The organism is Cryobacterium glucosi, assembly GCF_004402235.1.
Lineage (GTDB): Bacteria > Actinomycetota > Actinomycetes > Actinomycetales > Microbacteriaceae > Cryobacterium > Cryobacterium glucosi.
In genome coordinates this window covers 1-14,384 of record NZ_SOFS01000001.1, presented here as the reverse complement: position 1 = coordinate 14,384, position 14,384 = coordinate 1, and the positions used below count along the sequence as shown (strand labels likewise).

The 14,384-nt window shown below is 70.1% G+C and carries 14 protein-coding genes; 7 read left to right on the top strand and 7 right to left on the bottom strand.

From position 1 onward, the window contains the following. Position 1: 1 nt before the first annotated feature. Entirely contained in the window at positions 2–931 is a 930-nt protein-coding gene (locus E3O46_RS00070; protein ID WP_134560878.1) for a phosphatase PAP2 family protein, read from the bottom strand. 272 nt (positions 932–1,203) lie between these two features. Between E3O46_RS00070 and E3O46_RS00065 the strand changes: the two genes are divergently transcribed. Next, positions 1,204–1,440: a hypothetical protein gene (locus E3O46_RS00065; RefSeq protein WP_134449371.1), complete on the top strand. Its 237-nt coding sequence runs from the start codon at positions 1,204–1,206 to the stop codon at positions 1,438–1,440. A 37-nt stretch (positions 1,441–1,477) separates the two neighbouring features. Here E3O46_RS00065 and E3O46_RS00060 read toward each other — a convergent pair whose 3' ends face one another. Next, complete coding sequence (locus tag E3O46_RS00060; RefSeq protein WP_134560877.1) at positions 1,478–2,395, bottom strand: NADP-dependent oxidoreductase; 918 nt, start codon at positions 2,393–2,395, stop codon at positions 1,478–1,480. A 231-nt stretch (positions 2,396–2,626) separates the two neighbouring features. Between E3O46_RS00060 and E3O46_RS00055 the strand changes: the two genes are divergently transcribed. Next, positions 2,627–3,565 (top strand): phosphodiesterase, encoded by a 939-nt coding sequence (locus E3O46_RS00055; protein WP_277612938.1) that lies wholly within the window; start codon positions 2,627–2,629, stop codon positions 3,563–3,565. On the opposite strand, the gene E3O46_RS00050 is transcribed toward E3O46_RS00055, so the two are convergent. The 3 genes from E3O46_RS00050 to E3O46_RS00040 all read right to left on the bottom strand — a co-directional run bounded on the left by E3O46_RS00050 (position 3,562) and on the right by E3O46_RS00040 (position 8,238). Continuing rightward, positions 3,562–5,388: a stealth family protein gene (locus E3O46_RS00050; RefSeq protein ID WP_134560876.1), complete on the bottom strand. Its 1,827-nt coding sequence runs from the start codon at positions 5,386–5,388 to the stop codon at positions 3,562–3,564. The two genes, E3O46_RS00055 and E3O46_RS00050, sit on opposite strands and share 4 nt — an antisense overlap. 197 nt (positions 5,389–5,585) lie before the next feature. Continuing rightward, entirely contained in the window at positions 5,586–6,014 is a 429-nt protein-coding gene (locus tag E3O46_RS00045) for a DUF1761 domain-containing protein (protein WP_134449367.1), read from the bottom strand. Between the two features lie 49 nt (positions 6,015–6,063). Then, on the bottom strand, positions 6,064–8,238 hold the full coding sequence (locus E3O46_RS00040; RefSeq protein ID WP_134560875.1) for a thioredoxin domain-containing protein: 2,175 nt from the start codon (positions 8,236–8,238) through the stop codon (positions 6,064–6,066). Positions 8,239–8,336: 98 nt separating this feature from the next. Here E3O46_RS00040 and E3O46_RS00035 point away from each other — a divergent pair, with 98 nt between their 5' ends. Then, a complete protein-coding gene (locus tag E3O46_RS00035; protein WP_134559916.1) occupies positions 8,337–9,278 on the top strand; it encodes a hypothetical protein in 942 nt (313 codons plus the stop codon). A 67-nt stretch (positions 9,279–9,345) separates the two neighbouring features. Beyond that, positions 9,346–10,413, top strand: coding sequence for a hypothetical protein (locus tag E3O46_RS00030; RefSeq protein WP_134560874.1), 1,068 nt, complete (start codon positions 9,346–9,348; stop codon positions 10,411–10,413). 116 nt (positions 10,414–10,529) lie between these two features. On the opposite strand, the gene pnuC is transcribed toward E3O46_RS00030, so the two are convergent. Beyond that, on the bottom strand, positions 10,530–11,210 hold the full coding sequence (gene pnuC / locus E3O46_RS00025) for a nicotinamide riboside transporter PnuC (RefSeq protein WP_134559920.1): 681 nt from the start codon (positions 11,208–11,210) through the stop codon (positions 10,530–10,532). Further along, positions 11,207–11,869, bottom strand: coding sequence for a PadR family transcriptional regulator (locus E3O46_RS00020; RefSeq protein ID WP_134449362.1), 663 nt, complete (start codon positions 11,867–11,869; stop codon positions 11,207–11,209). The genes pnuC and E3O46_RS00020 overlap by 4 nt, the downstream gene beginning before the upstream one ends. Positions 11,870–11,987: 118 nt before the next feature. On the opposite strand from E3O46_RS00020, the gene E3O46_RS00015 reads away from it, so the two are divergent. From E3O46_RS00015 to E3O46_RS00005, 3 genes are all read left to right on the top strand, one after another. Then, a complete protein-coding gene (locus E3O46_RS00015; protein WP_134449361.1) occupies positions 11,988–13,076 on the top strand; it encodes an aromatic ring-hydroxylating dioxygenase subunit alpha in 1,089 nt (362 codons plus the stop codon). 15 nt (positions 13,077–13,091) lie between these two features. Continuing rightward, positions 13,092–14,075, top strand: a complete 984-nt coding sequence (locus tag E3O46_RS00010; protein WP_134560873.1) for a PDR/VanB family oxidoreductase — start codon at positions 13,092–13,094, stop codon at positions 14,073–14,075. 48 nt (positions 14,076–14,123) lie between these two features. Continuing rightward, on the top strand, positions 14,124–14,384 hold a 261-nt coding region (locus E3O46_RS00005; protein ID WP_134560872.1), incomplete at its 3' end, for an aldehyde dehydrogenase family protein.

Here is a 14,384-nt window from a genome sequence, read left to right as displayed (position 1 = left end):
CTCAGGGCAGGCGGTCGAAGAGGTGGGTTGCGACGAACGCGACGAGGGATCCGGCGGCGCAGATCGCCGCGACCCCGCCGACGTAGGCGATGACGGCCTCGCTGTTCGGGCCGGAGGCGCCGAAGAACGTCACGAGGAACGCCGCGGCCGCGACCAGGCAGAACGGCACGACGAACCAGAGCTGGATGCGGTATCCGATCGCGGGCGTTCCGCGGGTCGGGGCCAGGGGACCGGTCCCCGCGTCCGGGTCGGCGTTCCCCGCCGCGAACCGGCGTGCCGACCCGCGCGCTCGCAGGCTGCGGGGCGATGCGCCCCATACCCAGAGCGCGATGCCGCCCGCGCAGCCCCAGACCGCGACGACCAGGAGCCCGGCGATGACGTCGCTCGGGCGGTGCCAGCCGTTCGCGAGCGTGGAGACGCCCGCGACGGCCGCGAACGCCGAGCCGAGCAGTGCGGCGAGCCAGCGGGTCCGCGGGCTCGAGACGAGGAACACGGCAAGAGCGGATGCCGCGGCGACCGTCGTATGCCCGGACGGGAACGAGTTGCCGGCGTAACCGTCGACCCCGAGATCGGGACGGGTGAGCAGGATGTCCTTGAGGACCTGGGTCGTGACGACGGCCCCCAGGGCGACGACGACCGCGACGACGAGCGTGCGGAGATCGCGGCGCACGGCCGTGATGATCCCGGTGATGACGGCGCCGGCCACGACCGAGACGGTCGGAACCTGGTCGAGCACCTGCTGGGTGACGACCGTGACGCTGCGACGGCCGAAGATCGAGCCGTCATAGGCGAGCTGGTCCATCGTCTGCCCGTGCAGGGTCCGCACAAAAAAGAGGTACAGCGCGACGAAGACGGCCGACGCGACGATCGCGCCGCCGAGATATCGCAGGAATCCTGTTGTCGAGAGGGAGCGCACAGTCCAGCTTCGCACGACTCGCTGGACAGACCGTGGGTGAGGCCGCAGAAACGCCGGATCGGACACCGAACAGGACGTCGCAGTCAACGGCACCGGGCGACACCGGGCGACACCGGGCCAAAGCAAAGGACCCCGGGGCCGAACGCCGCCGAGGTCCTTCTCAGCAGAATTCAACTGCTGTGATGTTGAAGGTACACCGTGCGGGGACTCCCGCGAACCACCGCTGCACAGGTGCCCGCCGCACGCTAGCCCTTGACTCGGCAGGGACGCGGCGTACCGTGACTGGCATGTTTGCTGCACACCACGGTCGGCACGTCGCCGACAAGGACCATCCCGCACGCGGGACCACGTCGCGGGGCGCCCACCCGGCCGGTGCCGAGGGCTTCAGCGGACTCGAGGGCGACTTCGAAGAGGAGCGCCGCCGGGCCGCGAGCGCCCAGGCCGAACCCTCCGAACCCTACGAGCAGGACACCGTGACCCGGCCCACCCTTCCGGGAACCACCGAGGGACTGACTCACCCCTGACCCACCCCTGATCCGCCCCGCTCAGACCAGGTCGGGCTCAGACCAGGGCGAGCACGACCTTGCCGCGCACGTGCCCGCCCATCAGGTAGCGGTAGGCGTCCGCGACCTCCTCGAGCGGGAATACCCGGTCGACCGGCAGCACCACGTCCCCGCTCGCGACCCGGTTGGCGAGGGCGGCCAGGTCGCCAGGGCGGGCCGCCTGACCTCCGACGCCGGTGATGCCGGCATCCGCCCGGTGGCCGCGCGCGGCGATCGTATTGATGCGGCCGCCCGGCACACCGAGTTCGAGGGCGGCGTCGATCGTGGCGGGACCGCTGTTGTCGAGCGCAGCCGTCACCCGGGGCACGAGCGCGCGCACCCGGTCGGCGAGACCGGGGCCGTATGCGACGGGGATGACGCCGAGACTGCGGAGGAAATCGTGGTTCGCCGGGCTCGCGGTTCCGACAACGGCCGCGCCGGTGCGCACGGCGAGCTGCGCGGCAAGGACGCCGACTCCCCCGGCGGCCGCACTCACGAGCACCGTGTCGTCTCGGGTCAGCGCCAGCGAGCGCACCGACGCCGTCGCGGTGCGGCCCGCGATATCGAGGGCCCCGGCAGGGACGAAACCGAGCGCATCCGGTTTACGGATGACGGCGGATGCTTCGACGACGAGCCAGTCGGCCTGTGCGAACATACGCGAGCCGCCGAGCACGGCGTCGCCGACGGCCCAGCTCGTCACGCCGGCACCGAGTCCGTCGATGACGCCGGAGAAATCATTCCCGTTGCCGCTCGGCAGGACGACACTGTACGCGCCGGCGGCCGGACCGCCGCGGAGGATCTTCCAGTCCACGGGATTGAGCCCCGCGGCGTGCACCCGCACCCGCACCTGGCCGCGGCCGGGGGCAGGCGGATCGCAGGTGATCACCCGCAGGACTTCCGGGCCGCCGAATTCGGAGAAACGCACGAAACGAGCCATGCGCCCAGCCTATTCAGGGCGCGCAAGACCCGGCACCCCTCGGATGCAGCGGCGCTCGCGGACGGGCTTCCGCTGCCCGCGAACGGCCGGGCCCCGCCGGCTCTTCTCCGGTCCCGTCGGCATGTTCGTCTGGAATACACCGGCCGTTCAAGGTCGGCTGGTCGAATATTCGGAGTAGAGTCAGTCGACTCAACGATGAGTGCAAACAGTCCCGACGAATGGAAAGTTCATTTGAACCTGCGAACGGCCGAATACCCTAGGCCGGACTATTTCCTGCTCCACCTCAGCGATACCCATGTTCTGGCCGATGGCGGCAGGCTCTACGACCAGGTCGACAGCGCCCGGCACCTCGCCGAACTCTTCGCCGAGGTCGAGGCATCCTCTGGCCGTCCCGACGCCATCATCATCACCGGCGACCTGGCCGACAAGGGCGAACCGGATGCCTACGCCCTCGTCCGCAGCATCGTCGAGCCGGCCGCCGCCCGCCTCGGCGCCCGGGTGATCTGGGTGATGGGCAACCACGACGACCGCTCGGCCTTCCGCGCGGAACTCCTCGGCCAGCCCTCGTCGACAGCACCGATCGACCGCGTCGACTACATCGGCGGCCTCCGCATCATCACGCTCGACACCTCGGTGCCCCACCAGCACTTCGGCACGGTCACCGACGCCCAGCTCGCCTGGCTCACCGAGGAACTCAGCGTTCCCGCTCCCGACGGCACCATTCTCGCAATGCACCACCCGCCCGTTCCGAGTGTGCTCGACCTCGCCGTCTCCGTCGAGCTCCGCGGCCAGGCCCGCCTCGCCAAGGTGCTCCGCGGCACGGATGTCCGCAGCATCATCGCCGGACACCTGCACTACTCCTCGACCGCGATGTTCGCCGGCATCCCGGTGTCGGTGGCCTCGGCCACCTGCTACACGCAGGACCTCAACGTGCCCGTCGGCGGCACCCGCGGCCGCGACGGCGCCCGCGCGTTCAACCTCGTGCACGTCTACCCGGACACCGTGCTGCACTCGGTCGTGCCGCTCGGCAGCTACGCCCCCCTCGACTACATCGACCCGGAGGAGAGCGCCCGCCGCCTCGCCGCGTCGGGCATCACGATCATGGGCGCGGGTACTCTCCCGGCGCTCCGTGAGCCGCCGATGACCACGCCGATCCCGGTTCTGGGCTAAGCGGGCCGCGGCGCCTGGCCGAGCGCGATCGCGACCGCCGCACCGGCGAGTTCGCCCGATTCCGCCGAGATGCGCCGGTGCGACTGCCCCTCTCGGCCGAACCGGGCGAACTCGGCGCCCGGGGAGACGCTGTCCGTGGCGGCAGGCGTGCCGCTCGCGGTGGCCTGCGCCTCGCGCTCCCACGGCGCGACGATCGGGAAGTACTGTTCGAGGAACTCGGTCACGGCCGCGCGGCGCACCTCGTCCGAGATCTCGGGGAAGCTGCCATCGTTGAGGCAGAACATGTCCTGGTCGCGGCGCTTGCGGAGCTTGTTCATCTGGCGCAGCGCGAGCTTGAGCGTCGTCTCGATGTAGAGCGACCTGGCCTGGGTCTGCTCGACCGCGCGCCCGGTGGTCAGCGCGTAGTAGTGGTAGAGCGAGTTCGTCACGGAGATGTCGGTCGCCGAACGGAACTGGCTCGCCGCGGTGCGGGCGAAGTCCTCGGGGAACTCCGCCTCGAGCTCGAGCAGGACGCTCTTCCGCATCGGCACCGCCGTGTGCTCGAGGTGCCGGGTCGTGACCTTGCCGAAGCGCTCGCGGAGCAGCGCCCGGTTGACCCGGGCGGCGTTCTCGAACCCGCTGCGGCTCGGGTCGTTCTCGCCGAGGCCGATCCGGGTGGATGCCTCGATGAACTTCGTGACGCCGCCCGGCGAGAAGAACAACTCCGGTCCGACCGGGCGGCCGAAGAACATGTCGTCGTTGGAATACAGGAAGTGTTCGGCGAGCCCGGGGATGTGGTGCAGCTGGCTCTCCACGGCGTGCGAGTTGTGGGTCGGCAGCACGCTCGGGTCGGGGAAGAAGTCCTCGCTGTTCATGATCGTGACGCGCGGGTGCTCGGCGAGCCACTCGGGCGCCGGCGAGTCCGTCGCGATGAAGATGCGGCGCACCCAGGGCGCGAACATGTAGACGCTGCGGAGGGCGTACTTGAGCTCGTCGATCTGCCGGAAGCGGGCGTCGGACTCGTCGCCGCTGCCGACGACGTATGCCTTCATCCGCTTGGCGCGTTCGCGCTGGAAATCGCTCGAGGAGCCGTCGACCCAGGAGAAGACCATGTCGATGTCGAAGCTCACGTCGCTCGCGAGATCGTCGAACATGTGCTGCAGGGTGCGCCAGGTGCGCCCATACAGGGTGATGGTGGTCTCGCGGGCCTCGCCACGCGGCATCCGCTTGCGCATCAGGGAGTTCTCGACCGGGGCGACGATCTCGTCTTCGCCGAAGAACCAGAGCTCGAACTGGAACGCGGTCTCGGCGCCGTACCGGAGGCGGCCGATCGGTTCGATGCGCGGGCGGTAGACCCGGAACACGGATGACTTGCGCAGGGTGGTGAGGGCGCCGTCGGCGAGCAGGAGGGGCTGGGTGAGGTGCCCGTCGAGGGGCTTGGCGTAGAAGGGGTCGTTGGAGAATGCCTCGGCGAGCGCGCGGGTGATGTGCTTGCGGCGCTTGCGATCGACGGCGAGGACCGGGCGGTCGTGATCGCCGCGGACGAGCAGGAAGTCGATGCCGGCGGCGTCGAGGGCGTGGGCGATCGCGAGAAGGTCCCTGACCATGGACTCGTGCGGGGTGAAGTGGCCGTTGATGAGGGCGATTTCGCCCTTGCGCACGACGACGTCGTCGCGGTCGAAGCGGCGGGTGCGGGCGTCCGGGGAGAGCAGGACCAGTTCGGGTTCCGTGCTCAGCGAGAGCACGGGGACGGCGGAGTTGGCGGTGCCCGGAGCGCTGGCGGTGCCGGCCGGGCTCACCGGGACGACAGACGGCTCTGCGGCTGAACGATCGACGGTAACCATGGTCCTCCTCGGGAAATGGGAACACTCATCAACGGGGCAACCGTGTGTTGCCGGGGAGAGTGCGTCCGGTACGTGCCGGCGGCCGCGACCCGGTCTGAGCCGGGAACCGGCAGCCGACAGCAAGCGGTAGCGTTCCTCCCAGTCTACGTTGCCCGGCGACCCGCCCCGATGACGGCGCCGGGACCTCCGGCGCGGGTTCAGAGGGAGTTGATGCCGATCAGGCCGATGATCAGGGCCATCACCTCGAGGGTCACGAGCTCGTGGGCCAGGTTGAGCACGGTGAGCCCGGCGGGGCGCCGGTCGAAGACGTCGTGGGTGACCATCCGGGCGGCGGTGAAACCTGCCCAGAGGATCAGCGCGGTCAGCAGCGCGTTGGCGAGGAAGCTGCCGCCGTAGAAGTTCTGCGTGATCGCGATGGCGCCCGCGAGCACCCACGCGGTGACGAAGCTCACGAGGACGGTGATCACGATGGGAGCGACCGCGTTGCCGCGCATGCTCTCCTCGTCATGGCCGACCGTACGCATCCAGTACCCGCCGAAGACCCGGCGCGAATACCAGACCGACCCGACGGCCATGCTCGACGCGGTGGCGAGCAGTACCGCCCAGATGTTGATCTCGGGAACCATGAGGGATCCTCTCGCTGATTCCGCCGGTGGCGGAGGGGATGCCTCGATGTTAGGGCGACGCGGGCCCGTCGGGAGAGATCTCCCCGGATGTCTCCCGGATCGTTAGCTCCGCAGGGTCGGTCACCGGCACGCGGCAGACGAAGTCGCGGCAGAGGTACGCCGTCGGCCGGTCGCGGAGCGGAACACGGCCGGCGAAGAGGCCGAATCCGGCGGCGGCGAGTGTGCGGGACTGGGTCGCTGTGACGGATGCGATGACGCCGGTCGCCCGCTGCCTCGCGCTGTCGACGAGTGCCGTCACGCTCACGGCAGCGGGCACATCGAAGAAGGAGGGTGCGGCCGAGAAGTCGGGCTCCCCTGGCTCGTCGAGGTCGGCGTCGAGGGTGGCGTCACCGCTGGGTTCCGCCGCAGCGGGCCGGGCGTCTGGCGCGACGAGCACGAGCTGTTCCACGGGGGCGATCAGTGCGGAGCAGAGCTGCAGGACGGCACCGAAGGCGAGCGGGCGTTCCGCGGCACGGGCGAGGAACGGGACGACCGCCGTGACCGCTGCATCCCGGTACTTCTCCGACTCGGTCATCAGGTACAGCAGCTGAGCGGCGCCCGCGGCGGCCGAGCGTCCGGACGGGTATGCGCCCTCGGAGGGGTCGACCTCGAGGGCGAGTCCCTGGCCGACCAGCACGGGATCGGAGCCGCCCGGGACCCGGAACCGTGCGGCGGCCGTGTCGGTCGTCGCGGCAGTGTCGGTCGTCGCGGCCGTGTCGGTGGTCGCCGTTAGCGTGCTGTCCACCAGGAGGCGCGCCGCGGACGCGTAGCGTTCCTCACCCGTCACGAGTGCCAGTTCGAGGAGTCCCCGTGCGAACATCCCGAAGTCCTCCAGGGTAGCCCGCGCCGTCGAGGACCGGCCGGCGATGGAGGCTCGCACGAGCACCGGCCCGTCACCTGCGGAGTCGGCTGCGGATTCGGCTGCGGATTCGGCTTCGGCTTCCACGGTGAGATGCCGGGACAGCAGGTAGTCGGCGGCGCGGGCCGCGGCATCCGTGTAGCGGGAATCACCGAACGCGAAACCGGCGCGGGCGAGCGCGCCGATCGCGAGGCCGTTCCAGCCGGTGAGCACCTTCTCGTCGAGGGCGGGGCTGGGCTGCGTTCGCCGGGCGTCGATGTCGAGGGCGTAGTAGCCGCCCTCGACGCGGCGTCCGGCGACGGTGCTCTCGGAATCCTGGGCACTCGCGAAACCGCCGTCGGGCAGCTGCAGCACGGAGAGGAGGAACTCGGCGACGCCCTCGGCGACCGTGCGGGCCCACTGTTCCCCGGTCAGTTTCCAGGCCTGGGTGTAGAGGTCCAGGAGCTGGGCGTTGTCGTAGAGCATCCGCTCGAAGTGGGGCTCGCTCCAGTCCCGATTGACGGCGTAGCGGAAGAATCCGCCCTCCACGGGGTCCCGCAGCGGGGACGCGCCCATCCGTTTGAGGGTGCGCAGGGCGAGGCTGCGGCCGGACGTGCGGTCGAGCAGGAACGCGAGGACGGGGGCGACGGGGAATTTCGGCGCCCCGCCGAACCCGCCGTACCGGGTGTCCTCCGTCACGGCGAGGCCCTCGACGATGCCGTCAAGCACGCTGCCCTGCGGCAGCAGGTTCCGCGGGCCGGCTCCCCCGACATCGTTGTCGTCGACACCATCGAAAGCAGCGACGGCAGCATCGGCGACGGCGGCATCGGCGAGCTCCTGCTGTCTGGCGGCTGCGGCGAGCGCGTCTGCGACGAGAGCGCCGGTCTCGGTGACCTCGGCGCGGCGGTCGGTCCAGGCGTCCGTGACGGCTTCGAGTACCTGCCGGAACGCCGGTCGGCCGGGAACGGCGGTCGGCGGGAAGTACGTTCCCGCGTAGAAAGCACGTCCTTCAGGGGTCACGAAGACGTTGAGCGGCCAGCCGAGGCCGTCGACGAACGCGCTTGCTGCGGCGAGATAGGTCGCGTCGACCTCAGGATGCTCCTCCCGGTCGACCTTGATGCTCACGAAGTGCGCGTTGAGGTAGGCGGCGAGGTCGGGATCGCTGAAACTCTCCCGCGCCATCACGTGGCACCAGTGGCACGTCGAGTATCCGATCGACACGAGCAGCGGAAGGTCGCGCGCCCGGGCCTCGGCGAAGGCCTCGCTGCCCCAGCCGTGCCAGTCGACCGGGTTGTCGGCGTGGGAGCGCAGGTACGGGCTGATCGCATCGGCAAGACGATTCGGCATGGTCCCATTGTGCCCCGACCCCGCAACGGGCAATCGAACCGGTGACGCCGCGCCCGACTGGTTACAGTGGACACACCTCGACCGATGGGAGCCGCGGGATGACAACGGAGTCTGTCGCGCTGCGGCTGCACGCCGCGGCCTCAGCGGATGCCGCCCTCGCCTCCGACCTCCGCGCCGCCTACCGGGGCCGGCACGACGTGCTCGACGCACTCTGGTGGCGGGCGCACCCGCTCACCGGCACCCCGGGCGGGCGACCGGATCCCGCCGCAGAACTGCCCCGGTTGCAGGCCGCGGTGTACGCGCGCCCGGGCCCGGACGGCTCCCTCGAGGCGAGTGAGCGGCGGCTCCACGACCTCACCGCCCAGCTGCGGCAGGACGCGACCGACCTCGAGGCACTGCTGGTGCTGTTCCCCGACGGCGCGGCCTCCCCCGACGCCGTCCACTCCCGGGGCACTCGCCCCCTCGATGCTGCCGGCACATCCGACGCCGACGCGACCGCACGTCCCGCCCGCGCGTTCCGCGGGCCGACCCGCCGGCGCAGCGTGCTCCTCGTCGCGGCCGGGTTCCTCCTCGGCGGGATCGCCGTCGCCACGACCTCTGCCCTGTTGTCCCTCGGCGGCCCGGTGAGCGGCCCGGGCACCGAGCCGGCGGCATCCGCTTCGCCAGGGCTTCTCGCGCTCTTCGACCAGCCGCCGATCCCCGACCAGACCACGATCGATCTCGGTCCCGAGTTCCGGCGGGATTCGATCCACGCGATGTTCGTCGAGCGCGAGACCAGCTCCTTCGTGTACGTCGCGCGGCGGGGCGACGACCTCTACTGCGTCATCCTGCGCACCCAGGGCCAGCAGGGCGCGAGCGCGTGCGTCGGCCTCGCCGAAATCGCCCGCCGCGGCCTGACCCTCACGGCGACGGTGCCGGTCAATCCCTTCACCCTCGGCAAGGACTCCCTCGAACCGGCGGGCGCCCTCGCTGACGTCACGATCAGGATCAGTACCGACGGCGTCGTGTCGAGCGAGACCGCCCCGCACCCCACTTCCTGACCGGCAGCACCTGTTCCTGGCGGCGCACTCGCTAGGGTGAGTGTCACAACCGTCGGGGGGGGCCGGAATGGTATTCGAGATCAGCGCAGAGTCCGAGCAGCACCGGCGGGCGGGGCGACTGCGCGAGGCCGCCCAGGCGGATGCCGCGCTCCAGGAAGTCCTGCGCCGCGGCTACCCGGGTCGCCACGACGTGCTCGACGCCCTCTGGTGGCGGGCGCATCCGCTCACGGAGACGCCGGCCGGCCGGCCGGACCCCGCTGCCGAACTCCCGGAGTTGCAGGCGGCGGTGTACTCCCGTGCCCGCTCGCCCGAGTCGGCTTCCGAGGACGAGCAGCGTCTCGCGGCCCTGCAGCTGGCGCTCGGCCGCGACACCGCCGACCTCGACGCACTCCTCGGCCAGTACCCCACCCTCGAGGCCGGCGCGCTCGCCAAAACCGGACCATTCCTTCCCGCGAGAGTACGAAAAGTGCCCTTATCGGACCCCGATACGGGCACTTTTCGTACTCTCGCGGAGGGAGGAGCGGATGCAGCGGCGGGAACCGCAGCGGGCCCGGGGCCGGAAGCCGCGGCGCCGCGACGCCTGCGCGTGCTGCGCGCAGGAGCGCTGGTGCTGGCGGGTGCCGCGGTCGGGGTGCTCGCCCTGCTCGTTCTGCAGGCGAGCGGTCTGGCCGGCGCAACGGATGCCTCTGGCGGCGCTACCCCGACGGCCGGAGCCTCCGAGACGGCCGGGCCCGCCGCATCCGCCGGAAACCTGCTCGGGGTCTTCGACCAGCCCGAATTCGTGCCCGACGACACCACGCCCGCCCTTGGCGGCGAGTACACCTCGGTGCACAGCCTTTTCGGACCGGTCCTCGAAACGGGACTGCCGTACAGTGTCTTCGCGGCACGGCTCCGTGACGACCAATACTGCCTGATCCTCCGCAACGCCGACCTCACCGGCACGAGCGCGTGCACCACGCTCGACGAACTCGCCGGGAGCGGGCTACACCTCAACGCCACGGTCATGGGCTCGCTCGGGACGGCAGGCCCCCTCACCGTTTCGGACGCCTACGACCAGCTGATCGACGTCAGCGTCGATTGGACCGCAGACGGAATGAGCTCATCGAGCGGCCCGCACCCTAGCGCGGACGGGTAGCCCGGGCGCCGAGTACCGCCACACCCGCCGAGGATCGCCCGCACACCGGGTCGTCTGGGCGGAACCGGCGACACTCGACCGTGGTCGGCCGCGGCGAGGCTCGTCAAGCGGGCGGGTCACGCCGTGCCCGTGAGTTCCTTCTCGACGAAGTCCCTGCGGCGGCGTTGCACCCGCATCCAGATGAAGAAGCCCGTGATCGTGAACGCCCCGTAGAACACGTACAGGATCGCCGAGGCGTAGTACCCGGCGCTGACCAGGAGCGGTACCCCGACGATGTCGACCGCGACCCAGATCAGCCAGAACTCGGTCCAGCCCTTGGCCATGCCGTAGGTCGCGAGCAGGGAGCCCGTGAAGATCCAGGCATCAGCCCAGACCGGTTCGAAGGAGCCGAGGGCACGGAAGATCGGGGTGAGCACGAGGGTGCCGGCGACCATGCCGAGGCCGAGCAGGATGCGGGTGCGGTTGCCCGCCCAGTGCGGCACGACCGCGGCGCGAACGGTGGAGTGGCGGCTCCGCGACCACTGGATCCACCCGTAGATCGACACGATGATGAACATCACCTGTCGGCCGGCCTGGCCGAGCAGGTTCACCGGGTTGGGGGTACCGAAGACGGCGCCGAGGAACACCGTGAACAACAGCGCATTGCCCGCCATGCCGACCGGCCACGCCCAGACCTTGCGGCGCATTCCACCGACTGCGCTCAGTATCCCGAACGCGTTGCCGATCACCTCGCGCCAGAGGATGGTCTGCGTGCCGATCTGAAGTTGCGCGTCGAACAGCCACTCAATCGGATTCACAGGTCAACTTCCTCGCCGGGGCTGGTCCCTCCGCCTTCTCCCAACTTACCGCGAACGCTTTCGGGCGGCTTCGGCTCAAGCTCGTCGGCCAGGCGCAGCCCACGCTCGGCCCACCCGATTTCCTGCTCGGCCCGGGCGATGAGCCCCTCGTAGGCGAAGAGCTTGTACGCCGCGATGCGCGGCCGCTCGGACTCCGGGCTGATCAACAGTCTCTGGACGAAGATCGGATGCGTACGGTCCCGGATCGCGGCGAACTGGCCCTGCCACTGCTCGCGCAACCCGGCCCAGTGCCGCACGTGCGCCCGGAGCTGCTCCCGGACCGAGTCCGGGTCGGCCCACTCGAAGTACGCCGCACGCAGGTGCGCCGGGTCTCGCTCCCGCGAGTACTCGACCGGTTCGGCCATCCACGCACGGAACGCCTGCTCACCTAGCGAGGTGATGTGGTAGACCCGCTTCGTCGCCTGGGTCGCCTGGGTACTCCGGGCAACTGCCGTCGCCTCGATCAGTCCCCCGGTTTCCATCCGGCGCAGTTCCGGGTAGATCTGCGAGTCCGGGGCGCTCCAGACGTGCCCGACCGAGCTGTGGAAGGACTTGGCGAGGTCGTAGCCCGTCATGGGCTGCGCCGTCAGGAGCGCGAGGAGGGCGTAGCGCAGGCTCATGGTTTGATTCTGGTCCCTGAAAGGGTCTTGTGGTTTCACTATCGACATAGGTATTGTTGCCCTCCATTGACATATCGCTGTGATGCCAGGTGCATGATGTCCGGACGAAGGAGTCCCGATGAAGGAAACGACCGTCGACAAGATCCTCGGCCACCCGCTCAACGCCTGGTACGTCGCGGCCTGGGACCACGAGGTCAATCGCAAGCCGCTCGCGCGAACCGTCGCGAACCGTCCGCTCGCGCTGTACCGCACCGAGGACGGTGACGCCGTCGCCCTCGCCGACGCGTGCTGGCACCGGCTGGCGCCGCTCTCGATGGGCAAACTGGAAGGCCGGGACGGCATCCGCTGCCCGTACCACGGCATCCTCTACAATTCGGCGGGCCGCTGCGTCTCGATGCCGGCACAGGAGACCATCAACCCGAGCGCAACGGTCGCGTCCTTCCCCGTCGTGGAACGGTACCGCTACGTCTGGGTGTGGCTCGGCGATGCAGCCCTGGCCGACCCGGAGCTCGTGCCCGACATGCACCAGATGGATGACCCGGAGTGGGCAGGAGACGGCCTGACGATCTCGGTGGACTGCAACTACCAGCTGGTGCTCGACAACCTGATGGACCTGACCCACGAGGAATTCGTGCACAGTTCCTCGATCGGCCAGGAGGCGCTGAGTGAATCCGAGTTCACGGTGCACCATGACGAACGGACCGTCACCGTGGAACGCTGGATGCTCGGCATCGACGCTCCCCCGTTCTGGCTGAAGAACATGCGCGACAAGTTTCCCGGCTTCGAGGGGAAGGTCGACCGCTGGCAGATCATCCACTTCGAATCGCCGACCACGATCAACATCGACGTCGGTGTCGCGCGGGCCGGCACCGGGGCGCCGCAGGGCGATCGAAGCCAGGGCGTCAACGGCTATGTGATGAACACGATCTCGCCCGTCACCGACCGTTCCTCCCGCTACTTCTGGGCGTTCATGCGCAATTACCGGCTCGAAAGCCAGGTGATCACCACCCAGCTGCGCGACGGGGTCTCCGGCGTCTTCAGGGAGGACGAGGACATGCTCGTCGCCCAGCAGGCCGCGATCGACGCAAACCCCGACTACGAGTTCTACAGCCTGAACATCGACGCGGGCGGGATGTGGGTGCGGCGGCTGATCGAACGTCAGCTCGCGGCGGAGGGACGCCTGCCCGCGCCCGTCGCTGCCGGCTGAGCGGCGGCGACGACGATGGCAACGTCCCACGCGGCGGTCTGGCAGCGCGCCACGGTCGTCGACTCGACCGCCCTCACCGACGACATCCGCCGGATCGTGCTCGCGCCCGACCACCCGGCCAAGGTCGACGCCGGCGCGCACATCGACGTGCGCGTGCCGATCGGCGGGGTTCTGGACCGCCGGTCGTACTCCGTCGTCGACGCCGGCCCCGACGGCCGGACCCTGGCGATCAGCGCGCTCGACTCGCCGCGGTCCCGCGGCGGCGCGCGGGCGATGCACGCCCTCCGGCCCGGCGACACCGTCGAGATCACCCAGCCAATCGTCGACTTCCCCCTCCGCGTCGGAGCCGCGCACTACGTGCTGCTGGCCGGCGGCATCGGCATCACTGCGGTCATGGGCATGGCGAGGGTGCTCCGGTCGGTCGGCGCCGATTACACGCTCGTCTACGCCGGGCGCAGCCGGCCGGCGCTGGCCTACGTCGAACACGTGCAGAACGCGCACGGCGACCGGCTGAGACTCCACATCACCGACGAAGGCAACCCGCTCGACGTCACCGAGCTCGTCGGCGGGGTCGAACCGGGCACCGAACTCTACCTGTGCGGTCCGATCAGGCTGATGGACGCCGTCCGCCGGGCCTGGATCGAACGCGAGCTCCCCTACCCCGACCTCCGGTTCGAGACCTTCGGCAACAGCGGCTGGTTCGCCCCCGAGGACTTCGTCGTGCGCATACCGCGGATCGGCGCCGAGGTCACCGTCCGGGCGACCGAGACCATGCTCGAGGCGCTCGAGGCCGCTGAGGTCGACCTGATGTTCGACTGCCGCAAGGGTGAGTGCGGACTCTGCGAGGTGCGCGTGCTCGACCTCGACGGAGACATCGACCACCGTGACGTCTTCTACAGCGAGCGCCAGAAGGACTCCCGCGGCACGATGTGCTGCTGCGTCTCCCGAGCCGTCGCCCCGCCCGGCGGCACCGCCGTCGTGACAATCGACATTTCCTGATCCTCCGCACCCCTACCCAACCGCAATCACCCTGAAGGAGAACCGCCCATGACACTCACCGTGAACGAGACCGCGACAACCCCGTTCCTCGACCCCGCGGCGTGGTCGGGGAAGATCTACATCAACGGGGAGTGGGTCGCCGGGTCAGGCGGCGACCTCCCGGTCATCGAGCCGGCGACCGGCGACGAGATCGGCCGGATCGGGATCGCCACCCCCGTCGACGTGGCCAGGGCCGCCGCGGGCGCGGCCGCGGCGCAGAAGGCCTGGGCCGCGACCGCGCACCCGGTGCGCGCCGCCGTGCTGCGCCGG

Bases quoted from the DNA above. Each gene is read 5' to 3' on its own strand.
- E3O46_RS00015 (WP_134449361.1), top strand. From the start codon at position 11,988: ATGAAGGAAACGACCGTCGACAAGATCCTCGGCCACCCGCTCAACGCC.
- E3O46_RS00045 (WP_134449367.1), bottom strand. From the start codon at position 6,014: ATGGTTCCCGAGATCAACATCTGGGCGGTACTGCTCGCCACCGCGTCG.
- E3O46_RS00040 (WP_134560875.1), bottom strand. From the start codon at position 8,238: ATGCCGAATCGTCTTGCCGATGCGATCAGCCCGTACCTGCGCTCCCAC.
- E3O46_RS00060 (WP_134560877.1), bottom strand. From the start codon at position 2,395: ATGGCTCGTTTCGTGCGTTTCTCCGAATTCGGCGGCCCGGAAGTCCTG.
- E3O46_RS00010 (WP_134560873.1), top strand. From the start codon at position 13,092: ATGGCAACGTCCCACGCGGCGGTCTGGCAGCGCGCCACGGTCGTCGAC.
- E3O46_RS00050 (WP_134560876.1), bottom strand. From the start codon at position 5,388: ATGGTTACCGTCGATCGTTCAGCCGCAGAGCCGTCTGTCGTCCCGGTG.
- E3O46_RS00065 (WP_134449371.1), top strand. From the start codon at position 1,204: ATGTTTGCTGCACACCACGGTCGGCACGTCGCCGACAAGGACCATCCC.
- E3O46_RS00020 (WP_134449362.1), bottom strand. From the start codon at position 11,869: ATGAGCCTGCGCTACGCCCTCCTCGCGCTCCTGACGGCGCAGCCCATG.
- E3O46_RS00035 (WP_134559916.1), top strand. From the start codon at position 8,337: ATGACAACGGAGTCTGTCGCGCTGCGGCTGCACGCCGCGGCCTCAGCG.
- E3O46_RS00030 (WP_134560874.1), top strand. From the start codon at position 9,346: ATGGTATTCGAGATCAGCGCAGAGTCCGAGCAGCACCGGCGGGCGGGG.